This is a genomic window from Rhizobium sp. rho-13.1 (assembly GCF_007000305.1).
Lineage (GTDB): Bacteria > Pseudomonadota > Alphaproteobacteria > Rhizobiales > Rhizobiaceae > Rhizobium > Rhizobium rhododendri.
Genome location: NZ_SCFL01000003.1, coordinates 128,843 through 150,834, shown reverse-complemented (window position 1 = coordinate 150,834; position 21,992 = coordinate 128,843). Strand labels below are relative to the sequence as shown.

The 21,992-nt window shown below is 60.3% G+C and carries 24 protein-coding genes; 10 read left to right on the top strand and 14 right to left on the bottom strand.

Features of this window, described 5'->3' with window-relative positions; translation table 11 throughout:
* Nucleotides 1-3 precede the first annotated feature (3 nt).
* The 4 genes from thiP to EQW76_RS11930 all read left to right on the top strand — a co-directional run bounded on the left by thiP (nucleotide 4) and on the right by EQW76_RS11930 (nucleotide 4,417).
* Complete coding sequence (gene thiP / locus EQW76_RS11945) at nucleotides 4-1,638, top strand: thiamine/thiamine pyrophosphate ABC transporter permease ThiP (RefSeq protein ID WP_142824612.1); 1,635 nt, start codon at nucleotides 4-6, stop codon at nucleotides 1,636-1,638.
* Complete coding sequence (locus tag EQW76_RS11940; protein ID WP_142824611.1) at nucleotides 1,635-2,348, top strand: ATP-binding cassette domain-containing protein; 714 nt, start codon at nucleotides 1,635-1,637, stop codon at nucleotides 2,346-2,348. Before thiP ends, EQW76_RS11940 begins: the two co-directional genes overlap by 4 nt.
* 313 nt (nucleotides 2,349-2,661) lie before the next feature.
* Nucleotides 2,662-4,155: a M48 family metalloprotease gene (locus EQW76_RS11935; protein ID WP_224127871.1), complete on the top strand. Its 1,494-nt coding sequence runs from the start codon at nucleotides 2,662-2,664 to the stop codon at nucleotides 4,153-4,155.
* Complete coding sequence (locus EQW76_RS11930) at nucleotides 4,094-4,417, top strand: EAL domain-containing protein (protein ID WP_142824609.1); 324 nt, start codon at nucleotides 4,094-4,096, stop codon at nucleotides 4,415-4,417. Before EQW76_RS11935 ends, EQW76_RS11930 begins: the two co-directional genes overlap by 62 nt.
* A 325-nt stretch (nucleotides 4,418-4,742) precedes the next feature.
* Here EQW76_RS11930 and EQW76_RS11920 read toward each other — a convergent pair whose 3' ends face one another.
* From EQW76_RS11920 to EQW76_RS11890, 7 genes are all read right to left on the bottom strand, one after another.
* Nucleotides 4,743-5,654, bottom strand: a complete 912-nt coding sequence (locus EQW76_RS11920) for a PhnA-like protein (protein WP_142824608.1) — start codon at nucleotides 5,652-5,654, stop codon at nucleotides 4,743-4,745.
* Between the two features lie 277 nt (nucleotides 5,655-5,931).
* Nucleotides 5,932-6,147, bottom strand: a complete 216-nt coding sequence (locus EQW76_RS11915) for a CsbD family protein (protein WP_142824607.1) — start codon at nucleotides 6,145-6,147, stop codon at nucleotides 5,932-5,934.
* A gap of 514 nt (nucleotides 6,148-6,661) precedes the next feature.
* Complete coding sequence (locus tag EQW76_RS11910) at nucleotides 6,662-7,525, bottom strand: RNA polymerase factor sigma-32 (protein ID WP_142824606.1); 864 nt, start codon at nucleotides 7,523-7,525, stop codon at nucleotides 6,662-6,664.
* A 339-nt stretch (nucleotides 7,526-7,864) separates the two neighbouring features.
* The gene (locus EQW76_RS11905) at nucleotides 7,865-8,434 is read right to left on the bottom strand and encodes a CarD family transcriptional regulator (protein WP_111219528.1); all 570 of its coding nucleotides are present in this window, start codon (nucleotides 8,432-8,434) and stop codon (nucleotides 7,865-7,867) included.
* Between the two features lie 361 nt (nucleotides 8,435-8,795).
* The gene (gene fdxA / locus EQW76_RS11900; RefSeq protein WP_111219526.1) at nucleotides 8,796-9,134 is read right to left on the bottom strand and encodes a ferredoxin FdxA; all 339 of its coding nucleotides are present in this window, start codon (nucleotides 9,132-9,134) and stop codon (nucleotides 8,796-8,798) included.
* A gap of 199 nt (nucleotides 9,135-9,333) precedes the next feature.
* The gene (locus EQW76_RS11895; protein ID WP_142824605.1) at nucleotides 9,334-9,738 is read right to left on the bottom strand and encodes an RNA-binding S4 domain-containing protein; all 405 of its coding nucleotides are present in this window, start codon (nucleotides 9,736-9,738) and stop codon (nucleotides 9,334-9,336) included.
* 3 nt (nucleotides 9,739-9,741) lie between these two features.
* Nucleotides 9,742-12,954: a helicase-related protein gene (locus tag EQW76_RS11890; RefSeq protein WP_142824604.1), complete on the bottom strand. Its 3,213-nt coding sequence runs from the start codon at nucleotides 12,952-12,954 to the stop codon at nucleotides 9,742-9,744.
* A gap of 497 nt (nucleotides 12,955-13,451) precedes the next feature.
* Here EQW76_RS11890 and EQW76_RS11885 point away from each other — a divergent pair, with 497 nt between their 5' ends.
* The 3 genes from EQW76_RS11885 (at nucleotide 13,452) to EQW76_RS29035 (ending at nucleotide 14,240) form a co-directional block, all read left to right on the top strand.
* Complete coding sequence (locus EQW76_RS11885; protein WP_142824603.1) at nucleotides 13,452-13,607, top strand: DUF3309 family protein; 156 nt, start codon at nucleotides 13,452-13,454, stop codon at nucleotides 13,605-13,607.
* Between the two features lie 49 nt (nucleotides 13,608-13,656).
* On the top strand, nucleotides 13,657-13,908 hold the full coding sequence (locus EQW76_RS11880) for a YMGG-like glycine zipper-containing protein (RefSeq protein ID WP_111219518.1): 252 nt from the start codon (nucleotides 13,657-13,659) through the stop codon (nucleotides 13,906-13,908).
* A 182-nt stretch (nucleotides 13,909-14,090) separates the two neighbouring features.
* Entirely contained in the window at nucleotides 14,091-14,240 is a 150-nt protein-coding gene (locus EQW76_RS29035) for a hypothetical protein (RefSeq protein ID WP_153816473.1), read from the top strand.
* Nucleotides 14,241-14,270: 30 nt separating this feature from the next.
* Here EQW76_RS29035 and phbB read toward each other — a convergent pair whose 3' ends face one another.
* Together phbB and EQW76_RS11870 are read right to left on the bottom strand one after the other, a co-directional pair.
* The gene (gene phbB, locus EQW76_RS11875) at nucleotides 14,271-14,996 is read right to left on the bottom strand and encodes an acetoacetyl-CoA reductase (protein ID WP_142824602.1); all 726 of its coding nucleotides are present in this window, start codon (nucleotides 14,994-14,996) and stop codon (nucleotides 14,271-14,273) included.
* 58 nt (nucleotides 14,997-15,054) lie between these two features.
* Nucleotides 15,055-16,236, bottom strand: a complete 1,182-nt coding sequence (locus EQW76_RS11870; protein ID WP_142824601.1) for an acetyl-CoA C-acetyltransferase — start codon at nucleotides 16,234-16,236, stop codon at nucleotides 15,055-15,057.
* Between the two features lie 236 nt (nucleotides 16,237-16,472).
* Here EQW76_RS11870 and phaR point away from each other — a divergent pair, with 236 nt between their 5' ends.
* Nucleotides 16,473-17,045, top strand: a complete 573-nt coding sequence (gene phaR, locus EQW76_RS11865) for a polyhydroxyalkanoate synthesis repressor PhaR (protein ID WP_111219510.1) — start codon at nucleotides 16,473-16,475, stop codon at nucleotides 17,043-17,045.
* A 51-nt stretch (nucleotides 17,046-17,096) separates the two neighbouring features.
* Here phaR and EQW76_RS11860 read toward each other — a convergent pair whose 3' ends face one another.
* The 5 genes from EQW76_RS11860 to mtgA form a co-directional block, all read right to left on the bottom strand.
* Nucleotides 17,097-17,501: a hypothetical protein gene (locus tag EQW76_RS11860; protein WP_142824600.1), complete on the bottom strand. Its 405-nt coding sequence runs from the start codon at nucleotides 17,499-17,501 to the stop codon at nucleotides 17,097-17,099.
* Between the two features lie 133 nt (nucleotides 17,502-17,634).
* A complete protein-coding gene (gene rpmF / locus EQW76_RS11855) occupies nucleotides 17,635-17,820 on the bottom strand; it encodes a 50S ribosomal protein L32 (protein ID WP_111219506.1) in 186 nt (61 codons plus the stop codon).
* Nucleotides 17,821-17,979: 159 nt separating this feature from the next.
* Nucleotides 17,980-18,630 (bottom strand): glutathione S-transferase family protein, encoded by a 651-nt coding sequence (locus EQW76_RS11850; RefSeq protein ID WP_142824599.1) that lies wholly within the window; start codon nucleotides 18,628-18,630, stop codon nucleotides 17,980-17,982.
* 14 nt (nucleotides 18,631-18,644) lie between these two features.
* Nucleotides 18,645-19,367, bottom strand: coding sequence for a DUF1868 domain-containing protein (locus EQW76_RS11845; protein ID WP_142824598.1), 723 nt, complete (start codon nucleotides 19,365-19,367; stop codon nucleotides 18,645-18,647).
* Between the two features lie 94 nt (nucleotides 19,368-19,461).
* Nucleotides 19,462-20,172 (bottom strand): monofunctional biosynthetic peptidoglycan transglycosylase, encoded by a 711-nt coding sequence (mtgA, locus tag EQW76_RS11840; RefSeq protein ID WP_224127917.1) that lies wholly within the window; start codon nucleotides 20,170-20,172, stop codon nucleotides 19,462-19,464.
* A gap of 173 nt (nucleotides 20,173-20,345) precedes the next feature.
* Between mtgA and EQW76_RS11835 the strand changes: the two genes are divergently transcribed.
* Nucleotides 20,346-21,260: a polyprenyl synthetase family protein gene (locus EQW76_RS11835; RefSeq protein WP_142824596.1), complete on the top strand. Its 915-nt coding sequence runs from the start codon at nucleotides 20,346-20,348 to the stop codon at nucleotides 21,258-21,260.
* A 78-nt stretch (nucleotides 21,261-21,338) separates the two neighbouring features.
* Complete coding sequence (locus tag EQW76_RS11830) at nucleotides 21,339-21,977, top strand: LysE family translocator (RefSeq protein WP_142824595.1); 639 nt, start codon at nucleotides 21,339-21,341, stop codon at nucleotides 21,975-21,977.
* Nucleotides 21,978-21,992: the final 15 nt, after the last annotated feature.

The following is a 21,992-nucleotide window of genomic DNA, read 5'->3' as shown; positions in this document are numbered from 1 at the left end:
CCTATGCTGACGACATCCGAGCGCGCAAAGGCACTGACCGGCGGGGCTATCAGCCTCGCCGGCATCCTGCTGTTTGTCGGCCTTGCTGTCGGCGCGCTGCTCGCCGCCGGCATCGAGACGCAAGGTAACGCTCCTCTGCTCGATTCCTATATCCTGCGGGTCCTGCGCTTCACCTTGCTGCAGGCGACGCTCTCGACGGTGTTGGCGGTAGCGCTTGCCATCCCCGTGGCGCGTGCCCTTGCCCGGCAACGGCATTTTCCCGGCCGCCTCTGGCTGATCCGCCTGATGGCGGTGCCGATGGGGCTGCCGGTGCTGATCGGCGCCATGGGGCTTCTTGGCATCTGGGGCCGACAGGGCATCCTCAACGGCGCCCTGCAGACGCTTGGCCTCACACAGCCGGTCAGCATTTATGGGCTTTCCGGCATTCTCATAGCCCATGTGTTTTTCAACCTGCCGCTCGCCGTCAGGCTGATGCTGCCGGGCCTCGAGCGCGTGCCGCCGGAATACTGGTTGATGGCATCCGGCCTTGGCATGCGTCCGGGCGCCGTATTCCGCTTCATCGAGTGGCCTGTGCTACGGGCGCTCATTCCGGGTATCGCTGGCCTCATCTTCATGCTCTGCGCCACCAGCTTTACCCTGGTCCTGATGCTCGGCGGCGGGCCGGCGGCCACGACAATCGAAGTTGCCATCTATCAGGCGCTGCGGTTCGACTTCGACCCCGGCCGTGCCGTTGCATTGGCCTTGCTGCAGGTTGCGATGACCGGCGCCGTGCTTGCCGTGATGGCGCTGCTGCCGGCGCCGGACGATCCGGGCCCCGCAACCGGCAGGGCGCCACGCCGCCTCGACGGGCGGCAGCGTCTGGCACGACTGTCCGACGGCGCGGTCATCGCGACTGTTGCGCTGTTCATCGGCCTGCCGCTGGTGTCCGTCGCAGTGGCCGGCATGGAGGCCAACCTCGGCAGGCTCGCCAGCCAGCCGGTCTTCCTGCAGGCGCTGCTGACCAGCCTTGCCATCGCGCTTTCCGCCGGCCTGCTCGCAGTCATCCTCTCGCTGGCAATCGTGCGAGCCCGCTATGCCATCTCGTCGGTGCGAAAAGGCACGACAGGCCTCCGCGCCTTTTCGGCGACGCTCGGTGCCGCCTCATCGCTTGTCCTCTTGGCGCCGCCGATCGTGCTGGCGACCGGATGGTTCATGGCGCTGCGTCCCTTCGGAGATCCGACGCGGTTTGCGGCCATCCTCATCGTCTGCATCAACATGCTGATGGCGCTACCCTTCGTCATCCGCGTCGTCGAACCGGCCTTTGCCATTCACACGGCCCGCACCGGTCGGCTGGCAGCAAGTCTCGGTCTCACGGGCTTTTCCCGCTTGCGCCACGTAGACTGGCCCGGGCTGCGCAAGCCGCTGTTTACGGCGCTGTCCTTCGCCATGGCGCTGTCGCTTGGCGACCTCGGAGCGGTAGCGCTGTTCGGCTCCGGCAATATCGTCACCCTGCCATGGCTGGTCTATAGCCGGCTCGGCAGCTATCGTACCAACGACGCAGATGGCTATGCGCTGCTGCTGGGCCTGCTTTGCCTCGCATTGACGGTGGCTGGAACCGCAGGCCAGGCATCCAGGGCCGAGAAAGGCGGCAGGCTGTGAACTCTCTTTCCGATCTTGTCCTGTCGGACGTGCGGTTGCGGCTGGGCGGCCACGATTTCCGCTTCGACTGCACCCTTCCCGCCGGCAAGATCATTGCCGTCACCGGCCCGTCGGGCGCTGGCAAATCGACCTTTCTCAATCTGCTGGCCGGCTTCGAGACGCCGGATAGCGGCCGTATCATGCTGAACGGCACCGATGTCACTATGATGAGCCCGGCCGAGCGGCCCGTGTCGCTGGTGTTCCAGGATAACAACCTATTTGCCCATCTCGACCTCTTCACTAATATCGGTCTTGGGCTGAGCCCATCGCTGCGGCTCAGCGCCGACGATCGCCGGCGGATCTCGGATGCTCTCGCACGCGTCAGTCTCAAGGGCTTCGAAAAGCGGATGCCGGGCACTCTGTCCGGCGGCGAACGGCAGCGCGCAGCCTTTGCTCGGGCGCTGATCCGCGACCGGCCGATCCTGCTGCTGGACGAACCTTTTGCATCCCTAGACCCCAGCCTTCGCGCCGGCATGGCCGACCTGCTCAGGGAGTTGCACCGCGAGACCGGCAACACGGTGTTGATCGTCTCCCACGATCCGCGCGAAGTGCGTCAGCTTGCCGACCATGCGGTGTTCATCGATGCCGGCGAAATCCGCCTGGCAGCCCCGATAGATGGCTTTCTCGAGGCACTCGGCCTGCCCGCTTTGCAGCGCTTTTTGCAGATTTGAGGTCATGACCGCGCCGCGGCACGACTTTTGCCGCAATTTCGGTGTTGCACGACAATGTAATCTCGAACCGATGCTTGCCAAAATGCAACGACGCCACAATTAAGCAGAGTCTCGCTATGCAACTAAGGCCTAAATCAGTTAGAGCAGTGGGAGCAGACCATCGACAAATGCGGCGCGAAAGCGCGGATGGATCTAAACCTCGAGCATGTAGGACGACGATCAGCGCGATCTTGCGACCTGCCGACATTAAGACACGACAAGCGGAACTGAAGTCCTGAAGCAGCCCGAGCGCATGGAACGAACGAGGACACGCTTGCGCCCTTCCAGGCTGCGCGGCGCTGCTACGTCGTGCCGGCGCTACGTCCTGCTGCTGGCAGCAGCGACAGTGCTGAATAGCTGCCAGTCGCTGATGGACCAGACGTACCAGCCAAACGTCTCGCCATCGGCCAATCCGCAGATCGTCTCGGAAGTCCAGAAGAACGATCCCCGCGCCCAGATGGGCGCACGCGAGCATCCCCGCATCGTTGCCAGCTATGGCGGCGAATACAAGGATGCAAAGACCGAGCGGCTTGTGGCCCGCATTGCCGGCGCCCTCACCAGCGTCTCGGAAAATCCGCTACAATCCTACCGCATCACCATTCTGAACTCGCCGGCTATTAACGCCTTCGCCCTACCGGGCGGCTACCTATACGTCACCCGTGGCCTGCTGGCGCTCGCAAACGATGCTTCTGAAGTGGCGGCCGTGCTTGCCCACGAGATGGCCCACGTGACCGCCAACCACGGCATCGAGCGGCAGAAGCGCGAAGAGGCCGAGGTCATCGCCAGCCGCGTCGTCGGCGAGGTTCTTTCCAGCGACATCGCCGGCAAGCAGGCATTGGCGCGCGGCAAGCTGCGTCTGGCTGCATTCTCGCGCCAGCAGGAACTGCAGGCCGACGAGATCGGTATTCGCACGCTCGGCCAGGCCGGATACGACCCCTACGCCGCCGCCCGCTTCCTGGATTCGATGGAAGCCTACAGTCGCTACCAGTCGGCAAACTCCGACGCCGACCAGAGCCTCGACTTCCTATCGAGCCATCCAAGCACGCCGCAGCGCATCGATCTGGCGCGCGAACATGCCCGTGAATTCGGCGAGCAGGGCAAGGTCGGCGACACCGGCCGCGACTATTATCTCAACGGTATCGACGGGCTGCTCTATGGCGACAGCCCGGAGGAGGGCTATGTCAGGGGCCAGGTGTTCCTGCACGGCGGCCTCGGAATCCGCTTCGAGGTGCCGCCGGAATTCCGCATCGACAACAAGGTCGAGGCAGTGCTGGCGACCGGCCCCGGCGACATAGCCGTCCGCTTCGACGGCGTCGCCGACACACAGAACCAGTCGCTGACAAACTATATCTCGAGCGGCTGGGTCACCGGCCTCGATCCGGCAACCATCAAGCCGATGGTCGTCAACGGAATGGAAGCGGCAACGGCACGGGCATCGGCCGACCGCTGGGATTTCGACGTGACCGTCATTCGCGACAAGTCGCAGATATTCCGCTTCCTGACCGCAGTGCCCAAGGGCAGCGCAGCACTGGAGCAGACGGCCGATGTCCTTCGCGCCAGCTTCCGCCACATCACGCCGGCAGAAGCCGCATCGCTGAAACCGCTGCGTGTCCGCGTCCTCACCGTCCAGCCGGGCGACAACATCACGACGCTCGCCTCGCGCATGATGGGGACCGACCGCAAGCTTGACCTCTTCAAGCTGATCAATGCGCTCCAGACAGGCTCCTCCGTCTCTCCCGGCGACCGCGTCAAGATCATCGCCGAATAGCGTCGCTGCCGCGCCCGAACGCATCTTGCACGTGCATGATCCTCGCTTGTTCGATGAAATTTCCTCCACCATCGCGCGGTGCGGTTTCCCCTTTCATCGTGCGCATATCGAAATTACCGAAAGCGTCCTGATCGAAGATCAGGAACTCGCTTTGGATAGTATCCGGCAGTTCAAGAGTGCAGGCTTCGGGATTGCCCTCGATGACTTCGGAACCGGCTTCTCCAGCCTCACCCGTCTCGACGCTTTGCCGTCGACAAGCTGAAGATCGATGCCAGTTTCGTAAAGACGATGGACGTCGATGCCGGGAGCCACAAGATCGTGGCGCCCGTTATCAGATCGGGGCATAGCCTCGGCATGGCAGTCGTTGCCGAAGGTGGGGGTAAGATTAGCGTGATGCCCAATGCCATATTGCAGCTGTTCAGGTCGTAGACCGTCAGCGGCCTGGACATCCAACCGCCAAAAAAAACGTTGCGATGCCCGATGAAGGGTGAGTTGCCTTTCAAGCAGTGCCCGAAACGCAGCGTTCCCCATTGCCGTCGGGGCAATGGGGAACGCTTTGGTATTCATATCGCCGAAGAGCCTAAATATCAGACGCCGCTGTTGACTGCGACGGTAGCGACCGGAATTGCCCGAGTGCCGACCGAACCGCCGAACCACGAGGCGACCGCACCGAGCAGCAGGGCGATGAAGGCAAGGATGGCGCCGCTGGACACAACCTTGGTAGCTGTCTGCGCGGCGTCGATAGCCTTCTGCTTGGCTGCTTCCATGTTCGTGCGATACGTTGCTTCGTACTGGGCAACCTGCGCCTTAGCCTGATCGACAGGGATGTTCTGAGCCTTTGCAATCGCATCTGCAGCACGGTTGCGGGCATCGTCAGCCTTTGCCTGGTCGCCGGTGATCACTGCCTGTACGGCGCTGACAGCAGCCGCGCGAAGGGCTTCAGGATCGTTGCCGCCGCTGGCGTTGCGGATCTGCTTCTCGATGTCTGCCATCGGGTTGTTGGCGTTTGCAGTCATTGGAGCGGCAGCCGAGACGGCTGTGCTTGCTGTTTGTCCAACGCCGCCCAGCATGCTGCCGAGACCGCTGAATGCGCCGCCGACCACGGCACCGATCGATGTCGTAAGCAGGTACAGGATGACCAGCGTGGTTACAGCCCATGTTGTCAGGCCATGGAAGGAGCCCGTCGACTTGCTTGGCCGACCGGACAGGCGCCCGGCGACATAAGCACCCACGAATGCCGCGATGAGCCCCGCAACGACGAACCAGATGCCACCGCCGATGGAAAAGGAGCTCGCGGAAGGATTGTCGTATTTGGCAGGGTCAACGACGGCAGCACCGATGCCGACACCGAGGAGGTTGAGAAGGAACTGGACGGCAAGCGCTACGGCGACGCCTGCGAAAATCGCTCCCCAGGAAATCTTGTTGAAAAGGGCAGAGTCGCTCGGGTCTGCAGCGTAGGCGAGTTCGGCGCGGCGGTTGATGCCAACGGGGTCTGTCATGGGTCGAGTCCTGATGTTCGAAAGTTGATTGAGAAAGACCCGCATCCGAGGGCGGTTGTACCCTTTTTGACCTCGGAGGCAATTCTTGTGACTGTGGGGATTTGACGCGCTCCTGCCAGCTTCCACCGTGATCCGGGGTCGGGTGGCAGGGCGCGTCGAAGTTCGGACTATCGTCTTGCGGGCTCCTCGAGCTTGTCTTTGTTGACGCGCGAATGGCCATTTATAAAAGGCGCAGTAACCGCGTTTAGGCTGAGTTCAGAGCCCGCAGACTGGATAATCAGAGCTTCTTGTCGAGATAGTCTGATGCCTTTTGAGCACCGTCCTTAACAGCGGCCTTTGCTTCGCCGGCGGCCTGCTGGCCTTCACCCTTGATCTCCTGCAGCTTGCCTTCAGCCTGAAGCTTTTCTTTGCCAACCAGCTTGCCGACGCCCTGCTTGATGTTGCCGATCGCTTCGTTTGCGAGACCGGATGCCTTGTCTGTGGTGCTGCTCATGAGACGCCTCATTTCGTTGACTTTACAGGGCGCAAAACGCAAGTGTCGACATCTTGTTCCGCTAATGTAGAAAATTATATCGAGGATAAGTGAGGGCCGGAATTTGGTGATATAGACGTCGTCAACCAGCGAGTGAGTTCACAAGCCTGCGGGGTAAGCGCGCCCCTCAGTATCGGCGCAGCAACGCAATAGCCGGTACATCGCCCAGAGTCTGAATTTTACTGCAGCAAGATTGCGGATTTTGGCGAGGGCGTTGGGGTCGGCATGTCAACGGCGCTCATGGGAGCCATTGTGCAGTCCCGCGCCTATGTGGTTGCAAATCAAAAGATGGATTTGGTGCAGAGCGACTGACTTAATCAGTTAAAGAAATTGGGGCATCCACTCACCTGAAACGCGTCCGCGTAAATGGCGGTGCGATACGCTGAAAGCAGGCAGCGTATCGGATCGCGTTTCTGTTATGTGCAGAAGCTATCGCGAGAGACGCAAGTATCTTCCAAATCTGAGACCTTCTGCCTTACGCAAATGCCGCCATGTGCGGATCGGCAACAACCAGCGCGCTGCGAAGCTTTTCGATGGCGCGGCTTTCGATCTGGCGAACACGCTCTTTGGAAATGCCGAGATCGGCACCGAGTTCTTCGAGAGTTGCACCATCCTCAGCCAGGCGACGGGCACTGATGATCTTCATCTCGCGTTCGTTCAGATGGGTGAGGGCTGCGGCAAGCCATTTGCGCCGGCGCTCGCCGTCGATCATCGATGTCACCTGCTCGTCCGGCAGCGGCTCGTTACTGACCAGAAAATCCATCCGCTCGGCACTATCGGCATCGCCGGAGATCGACGGGGCCTGCAGAGAGGCATCGTTGCCGGAGAGACGGGCATCCATCACCTGCACATCGTTCAGACTGACGCCGAGAGCAGCAGCAATTTCCTGATGGATGGACTGGACAGTCAGCTGCGTATCGCCCTTGGCGAGCTTGGCGCGCAGCCGACGGAGGTTGAAGAACAGCGCTTTCTGGGCCGAACTCGTGCCGCCGCGAACGATCGACCAGTTGCGCAGGATGTAGTCTTGGATAGAAGCGCGGATCCACCAGCTTGCATAGGTCGAGAAGCGCACTTCCCGCTCAGGCTCGAAGCGGGCAGCGGCTTCCAGCAGGCCCACGTAACCTTCTTGAACGAGGTCGCTCATCGGCAGGCCGAAGTTGCGGAACTTGCCGGCCATGGAGATGACAAGGCGCATATGGGCAGTCGCAATCTTGTTGCGGGCGCCGCGGTCATCATTTTCCTTCCAGCGAAGTGCAAGATCGTGCTCTTCGCTTCGCTCGAGATAGGGAGCCGCCATTGCGACTTTGATCATGCGTCGATCTGCAGACATGGTCGTCATATCATTCTCCCTAATGTCGGCGTCGCGCCGGAAGCAGAAAAAGCAGTGCCTAGTCCGCGCAGACGCTGCGCAGATGACCTTTGGTGTCGGCGATAGGGGTTTTAAATCGGCCCCTGATCTTCAATGTGTTTTCGTCAGGGCTTGTCGGATCGGTGCGGTGGACTATGTACTGTCTGAGAGACATAAAGTCTTGGAATTGAATGCATGATCCGGCCCCAAGTTGGTGGACGCGGCAGGTCCTCTGCCGGAATTACATGCGATTAACGCAATGAAAAAATAAAAGTTCCAAAGAAAAACCCGGCACAAGGGCCGGGTTTTTGAAGAATGCTGCCTATATCATTACGCCGCTTCGTCTTGCGACTCTTCCTCTTCCAGAACCTTGCCTCGCTTCGGTCCCTTGTTGAGGTTGGTCTCGACGACACGAACGGCTTCCGTTTCCGACAGGCGGTTGACGGCAGCAATTTCGCGAGCCATCCGGTCCAGAGCTGCTTCGTAAAGCTGGCGCTCGGAGTAGGACTGCTCCGGCTGGTTCTCGGCGCGATAAAGATCGCGGACGACTTCAGCAATCGAGATCAGGTCGCCGGAATTGATCTTCGCATCATATTCCTGCGCCCGACGCGACCACATGGTACGCTTGACGCGGGCTTTACCCTGCACGACCTTCAAGGCACGTTCGACGAAATCGCTTTCCGACAGCTTGCGCATGCCGATACTCATGGCTTTCGCCACCGGAACCTTCAAACGCATCTTGTCCTTTTCGAAATCAATCACGAAAAGTTCAAGCGTCATGCCAGCCACTTCTTGATCTTCAATCGCGGTGATCGTACCCACACCGTGGGCGGGATAAACGATCGATTCGCCGGTTTTGAAGCCGTGGCGCACTGAAGGTTTCTTCTGTTGGGTCGTCATTCTTATCAAAAACTCCCTGTTATGCACCCGGCGAGCGCCGAGGCCGGGTCAGTCAGGCCCGGATGAGACGGATAACCGTCGGGGTGACTACATGCTGGTCCACCAAAGGCGCAGAAAAACAATCCATTCATCGCGATCCTTGACCCGACAACTCATAATGTTGATATGTCAAGGAAACCGCGTGCGGGATTGTTTGTTTGCTTTCGTGGTGAAAAGAAGCATCAAGATGCCTCAATGGATCAGTAGAGCGACCCTAGCACAAAAATCTGAGGAAATCAATAATTTGCTTTGCAGTGCCGTATTTGCACGCCAATTCGAACGCGCGCCATGATTCGGCGCAACGTTCATTTGAAGGCAGGGATCAGTCGCCAGAACCGGGGTTGGCAGAGAAGTATTTCTCGAACTTGCCGGTCTCGCCATCCATCTGCTTTGCTTCGGCCATCGGCTCCCGCTTGACCGTGATGTTTGGCCACTGGGTCGCGTAATCGGCATTGATTTTCAGCCACTTGTCGAGGCCCGGCTCGGTATCGGGCTTAATGGCTTCAGCCGGACATTCCGGTTCGCAGACGCCGCAATCGATGCACTCGTCGGGATGGATGACCAGGAAATTCTCGCCCTCGTAAAAGCAGTCTACCGGGCAGACTTCAACGCAATCGGTGTATTTGCAACGTACGCAATTGTCGGTCACGACGTAGGTCATGATGAACTCCAGGATTTTTCAAGTTTTCCGGGGACGCACGACCTGGAACGTCGCGCCTTTCCATCGGGTACCGGCAACCTGCCTCGTCCCGGAGGCAAGTAAACCGGCTGTCTCAGCGGGTTGCTCGTCAGGTATCGGCTTTGTCGGCAGATTTCAAGATTAAACAGTCTCTAAATCTCAAGCCTGCCGGCATCGTATTCTATTCGTCGTCCGCCATCAGCCGGTCGATCTCGCGGCGCTGGCGCTTCGTCGGGCGCCCGGCGCCGGGGTCGCGCAGCGCTTGTTCGAACAGGGTCAGCTTCTTCGTTTCATCCGGTGGCGGCGTGATGTCCTCATACAGCAGCTTGGCTTCCTCGAAAGGACCTCGCCTCTCCCCGGGCAGTCTGACAACGAGAACTATGTCCCGTCGTTCCAGCGACAGTTCGATCTTGTCGCCGGGCCTGACGCCATGGCTCGGCTGGATGATGCGCTCGCCATTGATCCGTACGTTGCCCTTAAGCACGTAGGTCTGCGCCAGCGAGCGGGATTTTATCATGCGGGCGAAAAACAGCCACTTGTCGATGCGCTGTCGCGAACCGCTTGAGACCTGTCTTTCGTCCACCATGGCTTACTTCTTCATCTGCTCCTTGAGCGCGGCCAGCTTTGCGAAGGGCGAATCCGGATCCATCGGCTTTTCCTTGCGAGGTGGCTTCGCCTCGAAGCGTGTCGGCTGAGCCGCCGGGCGATTGTTTCGATCGTTGCGCTCTCCACCACGGTCATTGCGCTCATTGCGCTCGCCGCCGCGATGATCGGGACGCTTGCCCTGCTGCTGCGGCGGACGACCGCCGCCGCCGTCCTTGCCACCGCGCGGCCCGCCGCGATTGTCGCGTGCTTCGCGATTGCCTTCGCCCTGCGGCTGGTCGCCGGATGGGCGACGATTGGTGTTTGGCTGCGCATTGGCCTGATCCTGGCCAGCGCGTGGACCCTGTTGACCACGGCGCTCGCCCTGGCGCGGAGCCGGACGCTGGTTGTCGTTGCGGCCACCCAGCCGCCACAGCAATACCGGCTTCGGCGGCTCGGCAGCGACCGCGTCGACTGGAGCGCCTTCGGCCGCAGCTTTTGACGGAGCCACATCGGTAACGGCAGCCTCTGCTGCGCTTTCAGGCGCAACGTCTTTGGCGGCTTCCGGCTCGGCAACAGGAGCATCTTCCGAAACCGCTGCGGACACTTCCGCGACTGTTTCCGCGACGGCCTCTGACTGGGTCGCCACGGCAGCTTCGGCTTCAGCTGTCTCTGGGTGCGGCGTAGAGGATCCGTCGACTGGTGCCAATACGTTTGTCGCAGCGACTGGCGTAGCGTCCTGCTTGCTGAGGTGAATTGCAGCTTCTTCGGCCGGCACGGCATCGGCGCGATAGCCGAGGCCCTTCAGGATCTCTTCCATATCGTCGAGCGTAGCACCAAGAATGGACAGCATCGCCGTCGTCGTTGTGAAGCGCCGGCCATCATAGGCACCGTCCGGACGGGAAGGCTGGCCGGGCTTCCACTGCAGCAGCGGCCGGATAAGATCGGCAAGGCGCTCGAGAATGTCGATGCGCACGGCACGCTTGCCAAGGAAACGGAAGCCGGCGAGCTTGTAGAAGGTGCGCTCATAGGTCGAATCCGTGACCACGGATGTGCGGCCGGCAGCCAGGACCGGGATGAGATCGCCATAGCCCGGCTTGTCGATGCCGTCGTTTTTCAGCGCCCAGAGCAGGGTGATGAGCTCAGCCGGAGCCGGCTTCAGCAATGCTGGAACGAAAATATGATAGGCGCCGAAGCGGATGCCATAGCGGCGCATCGAGGCGCGCGCATCCTGGTCCAGCGACTTCACTTCTTCCGTGACATCGCGGCGGGACAGCACGCCGAGGTTCTCGACGACCTGGAAAGCCAGACCCTTGGCAAGGCCTTGCAGGTCTTCAGCGCGAGAGAGGTCGTCGAGCGGCTTCAGCACCGTCGAAATGTGATGATTGACGAAGCGCTCGATGCGGGCGGCAACATGTTCGCGCGCATGGCCGGTCAGCTGCTCGTCGGCAAGCAGGATGACGCGTGGGCGCATGATATGGTCGCTGCCGGTAAGCCGCGCCACGGGGTCGCCGAGCCAGCGCACCGAACCATCGGAGCCGATCGCCAGATCGCCGTTGCCTGCCGCATGAATGCGGGCAGCGCGCGCCTCGAATTCCAGACCCAGCGCTTTGAGCGACGCGTTCTGCACGGCTTTGGCGTCGGGACCGTCAGTCCCGCCGATAGGAGAGAACCGGAACCCGGTCAACTGCCCGACATGATGCCCTTCGACGAAGACATCTCCATTTACACTGATTTCAGCTTCCAGCATTGCATTCTCTCTCAGGCGCTTCATGAGCACAGATGTCCTGCGATCAACAAAGCGGTTCGTCAACCTTTCATGTAACGCGTCGGACAATCGATCTTCGATTTCCCGCGTCTTTTCTTGCCAGTGTGTCGGATCGGCAAGCCAACCGGGCCGATTCGAAACATAGGTCCAAGTTCTTATCTGCGCGATTCGCGCCGAAAGCGTGTCTATCTCGCCATCGGTCCGGTCGGCGCGCCGGACTTGCTCGGCCATGAAATCCTCGTTCACCGTGCCATGTTGCACGAGATCGGAAAACAGGGACGAAATCAAATCGGCATGTTGGGCCGGTGTGATACGCCGATAATCCGGCAATGCACAGGCTTCCCATAATTTTTCTACATTCGCCCGGCCGACGGCGAGGCGCGCAACCTCCGGATAACCGGTCAGTTGCTCCAAAGCCTGCTGGTCGACGGAAGGCAACGAACGTGTCAGCCCATGGATGCGCGGCGGCGCATCGAGGCTGAGCTTCAGCGCGGCGACGGAGGAAAAGTCGAGATCCTTCGTGCGCCATTGCAACACTTTGACGTTGTCGAACTGGTGGCTCTCGATGCGGCGAACGAGATCGGCATCGAAGGGATCGACCTGGCCGGTAACACCGAACGTCCCGTCGCGCAGATGGCGACCGGCACGGCCGGCAATCTGCCCGAGTTCACCAGGATTGAGATGACGGAACTGGTAGCCATCGAATTTCCTGTCCTGGGCAAACGCGACGTGATCGACATCAAGATTGAGGCCCATGCCGATGGCATCGGTAGCGACGAGGTATTCGACATCGCCGTTCTGGTAAAGCTCGACCTGGGCATTGCGCGTGCGTGGGCTTAGGGCACCGAGGACCACGGCCGCCCCGCCGCGCTGGCGACGGATCAGTTCGGCAATGGCGTAGACCTCATCCGCTGAAAACGCGACGATGGCGCTACGCTGCGGCAGCCGGGTAATCTTCTTCTGGCCGGCATAGGCAAGATGGGAAAGCCTTGGCCGCTCGACAACGGTAATTCCCGGCAACAGATGCTCCAGGATCGGCCGCATGGTGCCCGCGCCGAGAAGCAATGTCTCGTCGCGGCCGCGCAGATGCAGGATACGATCAGTGAAGATATGACCGCGCTCGAGATCGCCGGCGAGTTGCACCTCGTCGATGGCAACGAAAGAGGCCCGCGTCTCGCGCGGCATCGCCTCGACAGTGCAGACGGAGTAACAGGCGTTAGGCGGGGCGATCTTTTCTTCGCCGGTAAACAGCGCAACGTTCTTGATACCGACTTTCTCGACAAGCCGCGTGTAGACCTCGCGCGCCAGAAGCCGCAGCGGAAGGCCGATCATGCCATTGCCGTGCGCGACCATGCGCTCGATGGCGTAATGGGTCTTGCCGGTATTTGTCGGTCCGAGCACCGCGGTTACACCGCGACCGCTCAAAATCATGGGCTGCGAAGTCAGGGTCATTGGTCCATGCGAAGATGAGGCGCAGCAGCCTTCAGGGTCAGGAACGCTTGTTGTAAGCTTCCCCACAGATGACCAGCCTAGGTGGCAAAGGCAAGGCCCGGAAGGCAAAACAATTTTTTAGACACCCGGATAATACTGGTCATTTGCCACAGACGGGAAGCAAAGTGGCCTCGGACGACCTGCGGGAGCGGTTTGGAACGCCCCCGGAACAAAGAGGCTACGAATCGCTGACTCGCCCGGATTCATGATCCGTTCACGCCTAGATATCGTCACTACGCCGGCCAAAAGCACCAGATGATGAATCGTCGTCGGCGCCGACGTGACAGCATCTTCAGGGCGAGAGCAGCATCCAGCCATGAAAAACCGCTGAGCCGGCTATAAAATCTCCCCAATAAGCCATTGTCCCAAATAATCGAGATAGTTGGCGGGAACAACTTTATGTGAGCCGCGTTTATGGCATCAGCAAACAAATGCTTTCGAAGTGAAGGGAACTGACCATGCTCGGCACGATACTGCTCGTCGTACTCGTATTGCTCCTGGTGGGCGCACTGCCAAACTGGGGCTACAGCAGCAGCTGGGGTTATGGTCCTTCTGGTGGCCTTGGTCTCATCGTCGTCATCATTCTGGTGCTCGTCCTGATGGGGCGGATTTAATTCGTAATTTGTGCTAGACCAATATGGTCTATTATCTAGGGAGCAAGACATGAAAAAACTGATTATCGCAGTTGCACTCATCGGCACACTCGCATCGTGCACGCCGGAAGAGCGCGGCACAGCCATTGGTGCAGGCACCGGTGCCGTCATCGGTGGTGCCGTCACCAATAGCTGGGGCGGTGCTGCTGTCGGCGCCGTTGCAGGCGGCCTCGTCGGTAACCTGATCGGCCACTCGGAACGTCGTGGCTACTGCATCTATCGCGACCGTTATGGCCAGCGCTACGAAGCACGTTGCCGCTAAGCTTCGGCATGAAGTTGGAATTGGGCGCTTCGGCGCCCTTTTTCATGCCGTCAACACACTGTTGACGATGACGTGAACTTCAACCCCTTTCAATTCGGTGTTGCTGTACCGATATTGATGGAACGCGAGCAATATTGTTTGAGCCGGGCTACCGGGTGCTCGCCGAAAGGATCGACTTTTCCATGGTTGAACTCGTCACATATATCGCTGCTTTGGGTGTCATCGCTGCCGCTGCCGTTACCTCGACCGTTGCCGTGCGGGCGGCCCAGCGCAAGGAGCAAAGCCGGGTGCTCGTGCCTGTTCGCTCGCGCCCGCGGAATGCACGCCGCTAGCTCGCCACTTCATAGACGAAGATAAATCCGTCAGACGAAAAGCTGGCCGCCATTTGCCGTGATCGTGGAGCCGGTGATGAACCCGGCGTCATCGGCAACGAGGAATACGACGCAACGGGCAACTTCTTCCGGCTCCCCCAGCCTGCCAACCGGAATTTGCGGCAGGATATAACCGTTCATTACCTTTTCCGGCACCGACAGCACCATCTCCGTGCCGATATAGCCAGGGCAGATCGCATTGACGGTAATGTTCTTGGCAGCGCCTTCTTGCGCCAGCGCCTTGGTAAAGCCGATATCCCCCGCCTTTGCGGCCGAATAGTTGGCTTGGCCCATCTGGCCTTTCTGGCCATTGATCGACGAGATATTGACGACCCGCCCAAAATTTCTCTCCCGCATGCCCGCCCACACATGGTGCGTCATGTTGAAAAGACCGTTCAGGTTCGTATTCACCACCTCATGCCACTGCTGCGGCGTCATCTTGTGGAACATCGCATCGCGGGTGATGCCGGCGTTGTTGACCAGGATCTCCACCGGGCCGACGTCAGCCTCGACCTGGGCAATGCCCTTGCCGCAAGCCTCGTAGTCCGTGACGTCCCAGCGATAGACGGCAATGCCCGTCACGCTGTTAAAGGCTTCGGCTCTTTCATCGTTGCCGGCATAGGTCGCGACGACCCGATAGCCGGCATTGTGCAACGCCATGGAAATGGCGGCGCCGATGCCGCGGGTGCCCCCGGTGATGAGTGCTACTCTGCTCATAGTCCGTTCCCCAGTGCCGCTGCCTACCACGCAGCCCGCAGACCCCATGGCAGACTGTTTAAAACGCCTCGATACACATGGCTACCCCCATGCCGCCGCCAATACACAGGGTCGCAAGACCCTTACGTGCACCGCGCCGCTTCATCTCGAACAACAAAGTGGTCAGAATACGGGCGCCCGATGCGCCAATCGGGTGACCGATGGCAATCGCCCCGCCGTTGACATTGACGATGGCGGGATCGAAGCCCAGTTCGCGGCTGATCGCGCAGGCCTGTGCCGCGAAGGCCTCGTTGGCCTCCACGAGGTCGAGGTCGCCAACCGTCCAGCCAGCTTTTTCCAGCGCCTTCCGCGAGGCCGGAATGGGGCCGGTGCCCATGATTTGCGGATCCACGCCCGCGGTTGCCCAGGAAACGATCCGGCCCAGTGGACGGATTCCACGACGTTCGGCTTCCCCCTCGCTCATCAGCACCGTTGCGGCAGCACCGTCGTTTAGCCCGGATGCGTTGCCGGCGGTAACCGTCCCCTCTTTGTCGAACACAGGACGGAGCCGCGCCATGCCCTCCAGCGTCGATCCGTGGCGGATGTACTCGTCGCTATCGACGGTCACGTCGCCCTTACGGCCGGCGATTGTGAAGGCCACGATCTCATCCCTGAAACGTCCGGCCTGCTGGGCTGCCTCGGCCTTGTTCTGGGAAGCGACGGCAAAGGTATCCTGGTCATCGCGGGACAGCTCAAACTGCTTGGCGACGTTTTCGGCGGTGATACCCATGTGATAGCCGTAGAATGCGTCGGTCAGGCCATCCTTGATCATCGTATCGACCATGGTCATGTCGCCCATCTTGGTGCCCGCGCGCAGGTGGGCCGCGTGCGGCGCCATCGACATGGACTCCTGGCCGCCGGCCACGATAATTTTCGCATCGCCAAGCGCAATCTGCTGCATGCCAAGCGCCACGGCCCGCAGGCCCGAGCCGCAAAGCTGGTTCACGCTCCAGGCCGTCGCCTCCTGCGGCACGCCCGCCTTCATCGCAGCCTGGCGCGCCGGGTTCTGGCCCTGCGCTGCCTGCAGCACCTGGCCGAGGATAACCTCGTCCACCTCGGCAGCCTCGATGCCGGCGCGCTCCAGAGCCCCCCGGATCGCCGTTGCTCCCAGTTCGTGGGCCGGGATCGCTGCAAAAGCCCCGTTAAAGGCGCCCACTGCGGTGCGCGCGGCACTGGCGATGACGATGGATGGTTGGCTCATGAAAATCCTCCTCGAGAGCTGGCTCGGCCGGCGAAAACTGTCAAAGGCGGGCTCCCGAGTCAAACACGAAGATTTCAACCCTGCATGTTTTGTTTCGACATGCTGATGGACCGAAAAACCAACCTGCGGAAAGGGATTGCCGCAGCGCACAAACTGATTGTCACCGGCCTTCCTTTCCGTCTACACTCTTTGGTGGAGGAGTATCCATACAATCAGACGGGGTTAGGAGACTGATAATGGCAAAAAACGAGGGCCAGGTCGTAATAAAGAAATACGCCAATCGCCGCCTCTACAACACAGGAACCAGCACCTACGTGACACTGGAAGACCTGGCGGAGATGGTGAAACGGGGGGAGGAGTTTACAGTTCAGGATGCCAAGAGCGGCGATGACATCACGCATGCGGTATTGACGCAGATCATCTTCGAGCAGGAATCGAAGACCAATAATACCCTGATGCCGATTTCATTCCTGCGACAGCTGATCGGCTTTTACGGCGATCAGATGCAGATGGTCGTGCCGAGCTTTCTCGAGCATTCGATGAAGTCCTTTACTGAGCAGCAAGTCCAGATGCGCGAGCAGATGAGCAGCGCTTTTGGCGAAACGCCGCTCGCCAAGAATTTCTCGCTGCCGATCAAGATGGTCGAGGAACAGGTGCGCCGCAACACGGACATGTTTCAGCAGGCCATGGAGATGTTTGCGCCCTTCATGAAGTCACCGCCGAAGGAAACCCGCAAGGCCGAAGCCCGTGACATCGACGAGTTGAAGGAGCAGATGAAGGCGCTGCAGGCAAAGCTCGACAGCTTGTGAGAGACGACTGAAGCAATTGCCCAAGGGCCGCAGCCAAGGCTGCGGTCATCGTCAAAGGCCGATGGAGACATCCCGGCCGGCCGTGCGGATCGAGACGGCAAAGCCGCCGATAACGTCGATAAAGGCGGTGGTCATCAGGATGAAAAATATCTGCGTCGCCGCGTCGCGCACCAGCAGGAATTCCACCAGGAAAGCGATGAAAACCAGCATCGACAGCATGTGATTGGCGAGCGAGCCGACATTGCGGGTGGATTTAAGGATCTCGAAGAACAGCAGCGCCAGCGCGATGACGATGAAAAGATCGCCGAGCGCCATCTTCCAGGTTGCTCCCGACAGCATCGACAACATGATTAGGTCGTTGCCGAGAGCCGCAATGCCGCCACCGCCCATCAGCCCGACCATGGCGAGATTGTAGAGCACGAACGGGATAACCATCAGCGGGAAAGCGGCAATCATGATCGACTAACTCCATCGTGGACGAACGGCCGCACAGCCATAGCGCAAGTCGCATCGCTTTTAAACCTGGGCGAGAAAAGCAAAAAGGCCGGCCAAAGGCCAGCCTCAATACCGATATTGCAACCGCAAGAAATTATGCGGATTCTTTTGGAGTCAGAACCTGGCGGCCGCGGTACATGCCGGTCTTCAGGTCGATGTGATGCGGGCGGCGCAGTTCGCCGGAGTTCTTGTCTTCGACGTATGTCGAAGTCTTGAGCGCATCAGCCGAACGGCGCATGCCGCGCTTGGACGGGCTTGTTTTTCTCTTCGGTACAGCCATTTTCTCATACTCCACTGTGCGGGATAGACATGACAACGGCCAGCCAGGCGGCCGAAACGACATGCAATCGATTTCGGAATTTTGGCGCGCTTATACATCGGGGTTGGGCCTTTGACCAGTCCCTAGCCGCATTTTTTGCGGCAACGGCTGATTCAGGCATCAAGCCTCGTCTTCAGCGACGATCCAGGTTTCTTCCAGCGCCGCCGTCTGCCACTTCTGCCAGGCCGGATGGGCTTTCATGACCGCCATATAGCTCAATGTATCTTCAGCGACAACCAGGTCATAGGCTTCGAAGCGATTGACGACCGGCGCGAACATCGCATCGGCGGCCGAAAAGGCGCCAAACAGGAACGGCCCGCCCGACAGCGCCCGCATCTCGCGCCAGATCGTTTCGATCCGCGCCACGTCGACTGCCACGTCATGGGGCTGATCGAGCAACCGGCGCCTGGGCCGGCGGAAGTTCATCGGGCAGGCGTTGCGCAGACCCCGAAAGCCGGAGATCATCTCCATGGAGATCGACCGCGCCTGCGCCCTGAGAGCTGGGTCCGCCGGCCAGAGACCCGCTTGCGGAAACAATTCGGCGACGTATTCGATGATGGCCAGCGATTCCCAGACCCTGAGGCTCCCGTGGTGCAGCACCGGAACCCGCGCCGTCGGGGAGATCTCGCGGAAGCGCGGATTGCCTGCCGGAAAATCGAAGGGAACGAGCACTTCCTCGAAAGGCACGCCGCACCCCTGCATCGCCAGCCATGGCCGGAAGGACCAGGACGAATAGTTCTTGTTGGCGATGTAGAGGGTGAGCTTGTCCATGGTGCCATCCTGTCTCAGGGCTTGAAGTTAAAGACCAACAATTCTTCGAAATGGTTCATGTCATCGAACGCGCAGAATGCCGGCGGCCTCAACTCGAGGATCGGGCAGCGTTCGAGAACGTCGCTGGCGACCTCGTCGAGCAACTGCTGCCAGCGCGGCAGGGCTTCGTCAGACAGGCGCTCGATGACATAGGCGAAAGTGATGTGAAATGCGTAGCTATCGTGGTCCGGATGACGATAGCCAAGGAGGTCGGCAAAGGCATCGCGCCACCCCCGCATGATGCGTCGATCCTCTGCCGTCGCGCCGTCGACCAGCAGCCCGGCCGGCCGGGCTCGGGTGACGCTGACCTTGAAAGGATCGCGCATCGAAAAGGCCTTCAGCCGCTCACCCATGACCTCGGTCATCTCGTCGATCGGCATGTCGGTCGGTAGGTCCGCCGGCCAGAATTGCCGGTCACGGCGATGTTCGATGATGCCCTGGAAGAGCGTCATGTGCAGGCTGGACATCGCCGTGAAGGTGAATTGTCCGGCTTCCGGCATGGCGAGATATTTGGCGCGCGCGTCGATCAGCGCCTGCTGGGTCTCGGATCCCTCGACGACATGGCAGACGATCGTATTGCCCGGTTCATACTGGAATGTCCCGGAGAGATCAAAGCGCCGCCCCAGATGCACGGAAGGCTCGGGATGGCGGCTCTTGGAATAGAACAGCAGGTCGGGTGACAGGTTTGCGGCGTTCATCGGGGCATCCGTATGTTGATGGAGACAATCCGCCCCTTAAGTCACTCGCAAGAATGGCAGATGACAACAGTCTGTCGAGCCACAAGTTATGATGTCAGTCATAAAGGCATTTGATGTAATCGCCGGCGCCCTGTGCACGTCGCTGGATCAGCGCGGCCAGTTGCCTGAGGCCACGGCCAGGCTTGCTGGCAACCCGCTCGATCGGATTTGGCAGCGACACAGCAAGCAGTGCCGCCTGCCGGGCAGTCAATCGTGAGGCCGGCACCTTGAAATGGTGCTGGGCGGCGGCCTCGATGCCATAGATGCCAGGCCCCCATTCGGCGACATTCAGGTAATTCTCCATCATCCGCCGCTTCGACCAGACGATGGAAGCCGTGACTGCCAGCGGCAGCTCCAGGGTCTTGCGCACGAACGACCGTCCGTTCCAGAGAAACAGGTTCTTCACCGTCTGCATCGGAATGGTGCTGCCGCCGCGGGTTGATTGGCCGTGCAGCGTATCTGCCACCAGCATCCCCATTTCACTCCAGTCGACGCCCCCATGGGAGCAGAACTGCCCATCTTCCGAGACCATCACCGATTTTACCAGCACCGGCGAGATCTGCTCGAAAGACACCCAGCGGCGATCGTAACCGCGCAACAGCACGACATCGCGCAGCATCAGGTTCGAGACAGGATGGACGAAGGGCAGGACGTAAAAAAAGATCAGCACATAGGGCAGCAGCAGAAGACCGAGGAGGCCGATGACGACGCGCTGCCAGATGGGACGGCCGAAAAACCAGGCCAGCCTGTCCCGTTCTTCAGGCACCTCGTCCTGCTCGTCGTTCTGCGTCGATATGTCCAATTCCGAACGCCCGTCCTCGCCTCTACCTCAACGTCATACCGCCTGCTTCCGGCAATGGCCAGAGTGGGGCTGACAGGCAAAAGATCTCTCCCGACAATTTCGTTGCGAGTATCCGGCACTCATGGCAAACAGCGGCAATGGATAGCACGACCACCCTCTTCGAACAGCGTCTCAAGGCCAGCGCCCTCAAGGTGGAGGCGATGCTGGCAGCGCTCATCGACGATACGCCTCTTGCAGACGAGATCGACCGGCCATCAGGGCTGATGGCCGCAATGCGCCACGGCGTACTCAACGGCGGCAAGCGCCTTCGCCCATTCCTGGTGCTCGAGACGACAGCGCTGCTTGGCGGCGATCCGGACGCGGCACTGCGCATCGGCGCCGCCCTTGAAGCCGTCCATTGCTACTCGCTAGTACACGACGACTTGCCGGCGATGGACAATGACGACGTCAGGCGCGGCAAACCGACCGTGCATATCGCCTTCGACGAAGCGACAGCCATTCTCGCCGGTGACAGTCTGCTGACCTACGCCTTCGATATCGTCGCCGCACCCGAGACGACGTTACCTGCGGCCCGGAAGATCGACCTCGTCCTTGCCCTTTCACGGGCTGCCGGCATCGGCGGCATGGCCGGTGGACAGGCGCTGGACCTTGCCGCAGAAAAACAGGCGTCCGGCGAACAGGGCATCAAGACACTGCAGGCCATGAAGACCGGCGCCCTGATCCGCTTTGCCTGCGAAGCCGGTGCCATTATTTCCGGTGCCTCGACAGACGACAGGCAGCGGTTGCGGACTTTCGGTGAAAAGATCGGCCTCGCCTTCCAGCTGGCCGACGATCTGCTCGACCTCACCGCCGATGCAGAAACCATGGGAAAGGCCACCGGCAAGGACGCCGGCCGTGGCAAGGGAACGCTGGTGGCGCTGCATGGCATCGCTTGGGGCGAGGAATATCTGGCACGTCAGGTCCAGGAAGCTGCAGGCTTGCTGGAACCCTACGGAGACAAGGCCGCCGTCCTCGCCGAAGCCGCCCGTTTTATTGCCAGCCGCAAGAGCTGAACCCAGTCATTAGGCAACGGACCGCGATTTGCATTGCAAATCGAGACGCCTGACTTTCGAAACCGGGAGCATGACCGCATGCATGAAGCGTTTGCCTACCTTCCCCAGATCCTGCCTGCCTATGCGGCCTATCTGGTGGCTGCCGCGAGCCCGGGGCCGGCAATCATGGCCATTATTTCGACCTCGATGACTCAAGGCCGCAAGGCCGGCATGATGATCGCCCTTGGTATCTTCGGTGGTTCGATGACCTGGGCGTGCGCCGCCGCGCTTGGTCTTGCGACCCTGCTCCAGACCTACGCCACGGCGCTGGAGATCCTGAAGATCCTGGGCGGTCTGTATTTGCTGTATCTTGCCTATAAGGCATTTCGCGCCATGCGCTCCTCAATCGAAATGCCGCCCGCCGGCACGGTCAGGCGGGATAGCGCCCGATCACTGCTGCTGCGCGGTTACGGCATCCACGTCACAAATCCCAAGGCGATCTTCGCTTGGCTGGCCATTATCACCTTGGGCATGCCGCAGGGAGCGCCGACCTCGGTGGCGGCGCTGATTATCGGCGGCTGCATGATCATGGGGTTCACGACCTTCATGAGCTATGCAGTGATATTCTCAACGCCGCATGCTCTGAAAGTCTACAAAAGTCTTCGACGCTGGATCGAGGGCGCGATGGCGACCTTCTATTGCCTTGCCGGGCTGAAGCTGCTGGCCAGCCGTATTTGAGGCTGACGCCGCTGG

Excerpts from the sequence above, each read along its gene's own strand:
- thiP (WP_142824612.1), top strand. The coding sequence starts at position 4 with ATGCTGACGACATCCGAGCGCGCAAAGGCACTGACCGGCGGGGCTATC.
- EQW76_RS11930 (WP_142824609.1), top strand. The coding sequence starts at position 4,094 with ATGCGCTCCAGACAGGCTCCTCCGTCTCTCCCGGCGACCGCGTCAAGA.
- EQW76_RS11920 (WP_142824608.1), bottom strand. The coding sequence starts at position 5,654 with ATGACAGACCCCGTTGGCATCAACCGCCGCGCCGAACTCGCCTACGCT.
- EQW76_RS11915 (WP_142824607.1), bottom strand. The coding sequence starts at position 6,147 with ATGAGCAGCACCACAGACAAGGCATCCGGTCTCGCAAACGAAGCGATC.
- EQW76_RS11910 (WP_142824606.1), bottom strand. The coding sequence starts at position 7,525 with ATGACGACCATGTCTGCAGATCGACGCATGATCAAAGTCGCAATGGCG.
- EQW76_RS11905 (WP_111219528.1), bottom strand. The coding sequence starts at position 8,434 with ATGACGACCCAACAGAAGAAACCTTCAGTGCGCCACGGCTTCAAAACC.
- fdxA (WP_111219526.1), bottom strand. The coding sequence starts at position 9,134 with ATGACCTACGTCGTGACCGACAATTGCGTACGTTGCAAATACACCGAT.
- EQW76_RS11895 (WP_142824605.1), bottom strand. The coding sequence starts at position 9,738 with ATGGTGGACGAAAGACAGGTCTCAAGCGGTTCGCGACAGCGCATCGAC.
- EQW76_RS11890 (WP_142824604.1), bottom strand. The coding sequence starts at position 12,954 with ATGACCCTGACTTCGCAGCCCATGATTTTGAGCGGTCGCGGTGTAACC.
- EQW76_RS11885 (WP_142824603.1), top strand. The coding sequence starts at position 13,452 with ATGCTCGGCACGATACTGCTCGTCGTACTCGTATTGCTCCTGGTGGGC.
- EQW76_RS11880 (WP_111219518.1), top strand. The coding sequence starts at position 13,657 with ATGAAAAAACTGATTATCGCAGTTGCACTCATCGGCACACTCGCATCG.
- EQW76_RS29035 (WP_153816473.1), top strand. The coding sequence starts at position 14,091 with ATGGTTGAACTCGTCACATATATCGCTGCTTTGGGTGTCATCGCTGCC.
- phbB (WP_142824602.1), bottom strand. The coding sequence starts at position 14,996 with ATGAGCAGAGTAGCACTCATCACCGGGGGCACCCGCGGCATCGGCGCC.
- EQW76_RS11870 (WP_142824601.1), bottom strand. The coding sequence starts at position 16,236 with ATGAGCCAACCATCCATCGTCATCGCCAGTGCCGCGCGCACCGCAGTG.
- phaR (WP_111219510.1), top strand. The coding sequence starts at position 16,473 with ATGGCAAAAAACGAGGGCCAGGTCGTAATAAAGAAATACGCCAATCGC.
- EQW76_RS11860 (WP_142824600.1), bottom strand. The coding sequence starts at position 17,501 with ATGATTGCCGCTTTCCCGCTGATGGTTATCCCGTTCGTGCTCTACAAT.
- rpmF (WP_111219506.1), bottom strand. The coding sequence starts at position 17,820 with ATGGCTGTACCGAAGAGAAAAACAAGCCCGTCCAAGCGCGGCATGCGC.
- EQW76_RS11850 (WP_142824599.1), bottom strand. The coding sequence starts at position 18,630 with ATGGACAAGCTCACCCTCTACATCGCCAACAAGAACTATTCGTCCTGG.
- EQW76_RS11845 (WP_142824598.1), bottom strand. The coding sequence starts at position 19,367 with ATGAACGCCGCAAACCTGTCACCCGACCTGCTGTTCTATTCCAAGAGC.
- EQW76_RS11835 (WP_142824596.1), top strand. The coding sequence starts at position 20,346 with ATGGATAGCACGACCACCCTCTTCGAACAGCGTCTCAAGGCCAGCGCC.
- EQW76_RS11830 (WP_142824595.1), top strand. The coding sequence starts at position 21,339 with ATGCATGAAGCGTTTGCCTACCTTCCCCAGATCCTGCCTGCCTATGCG.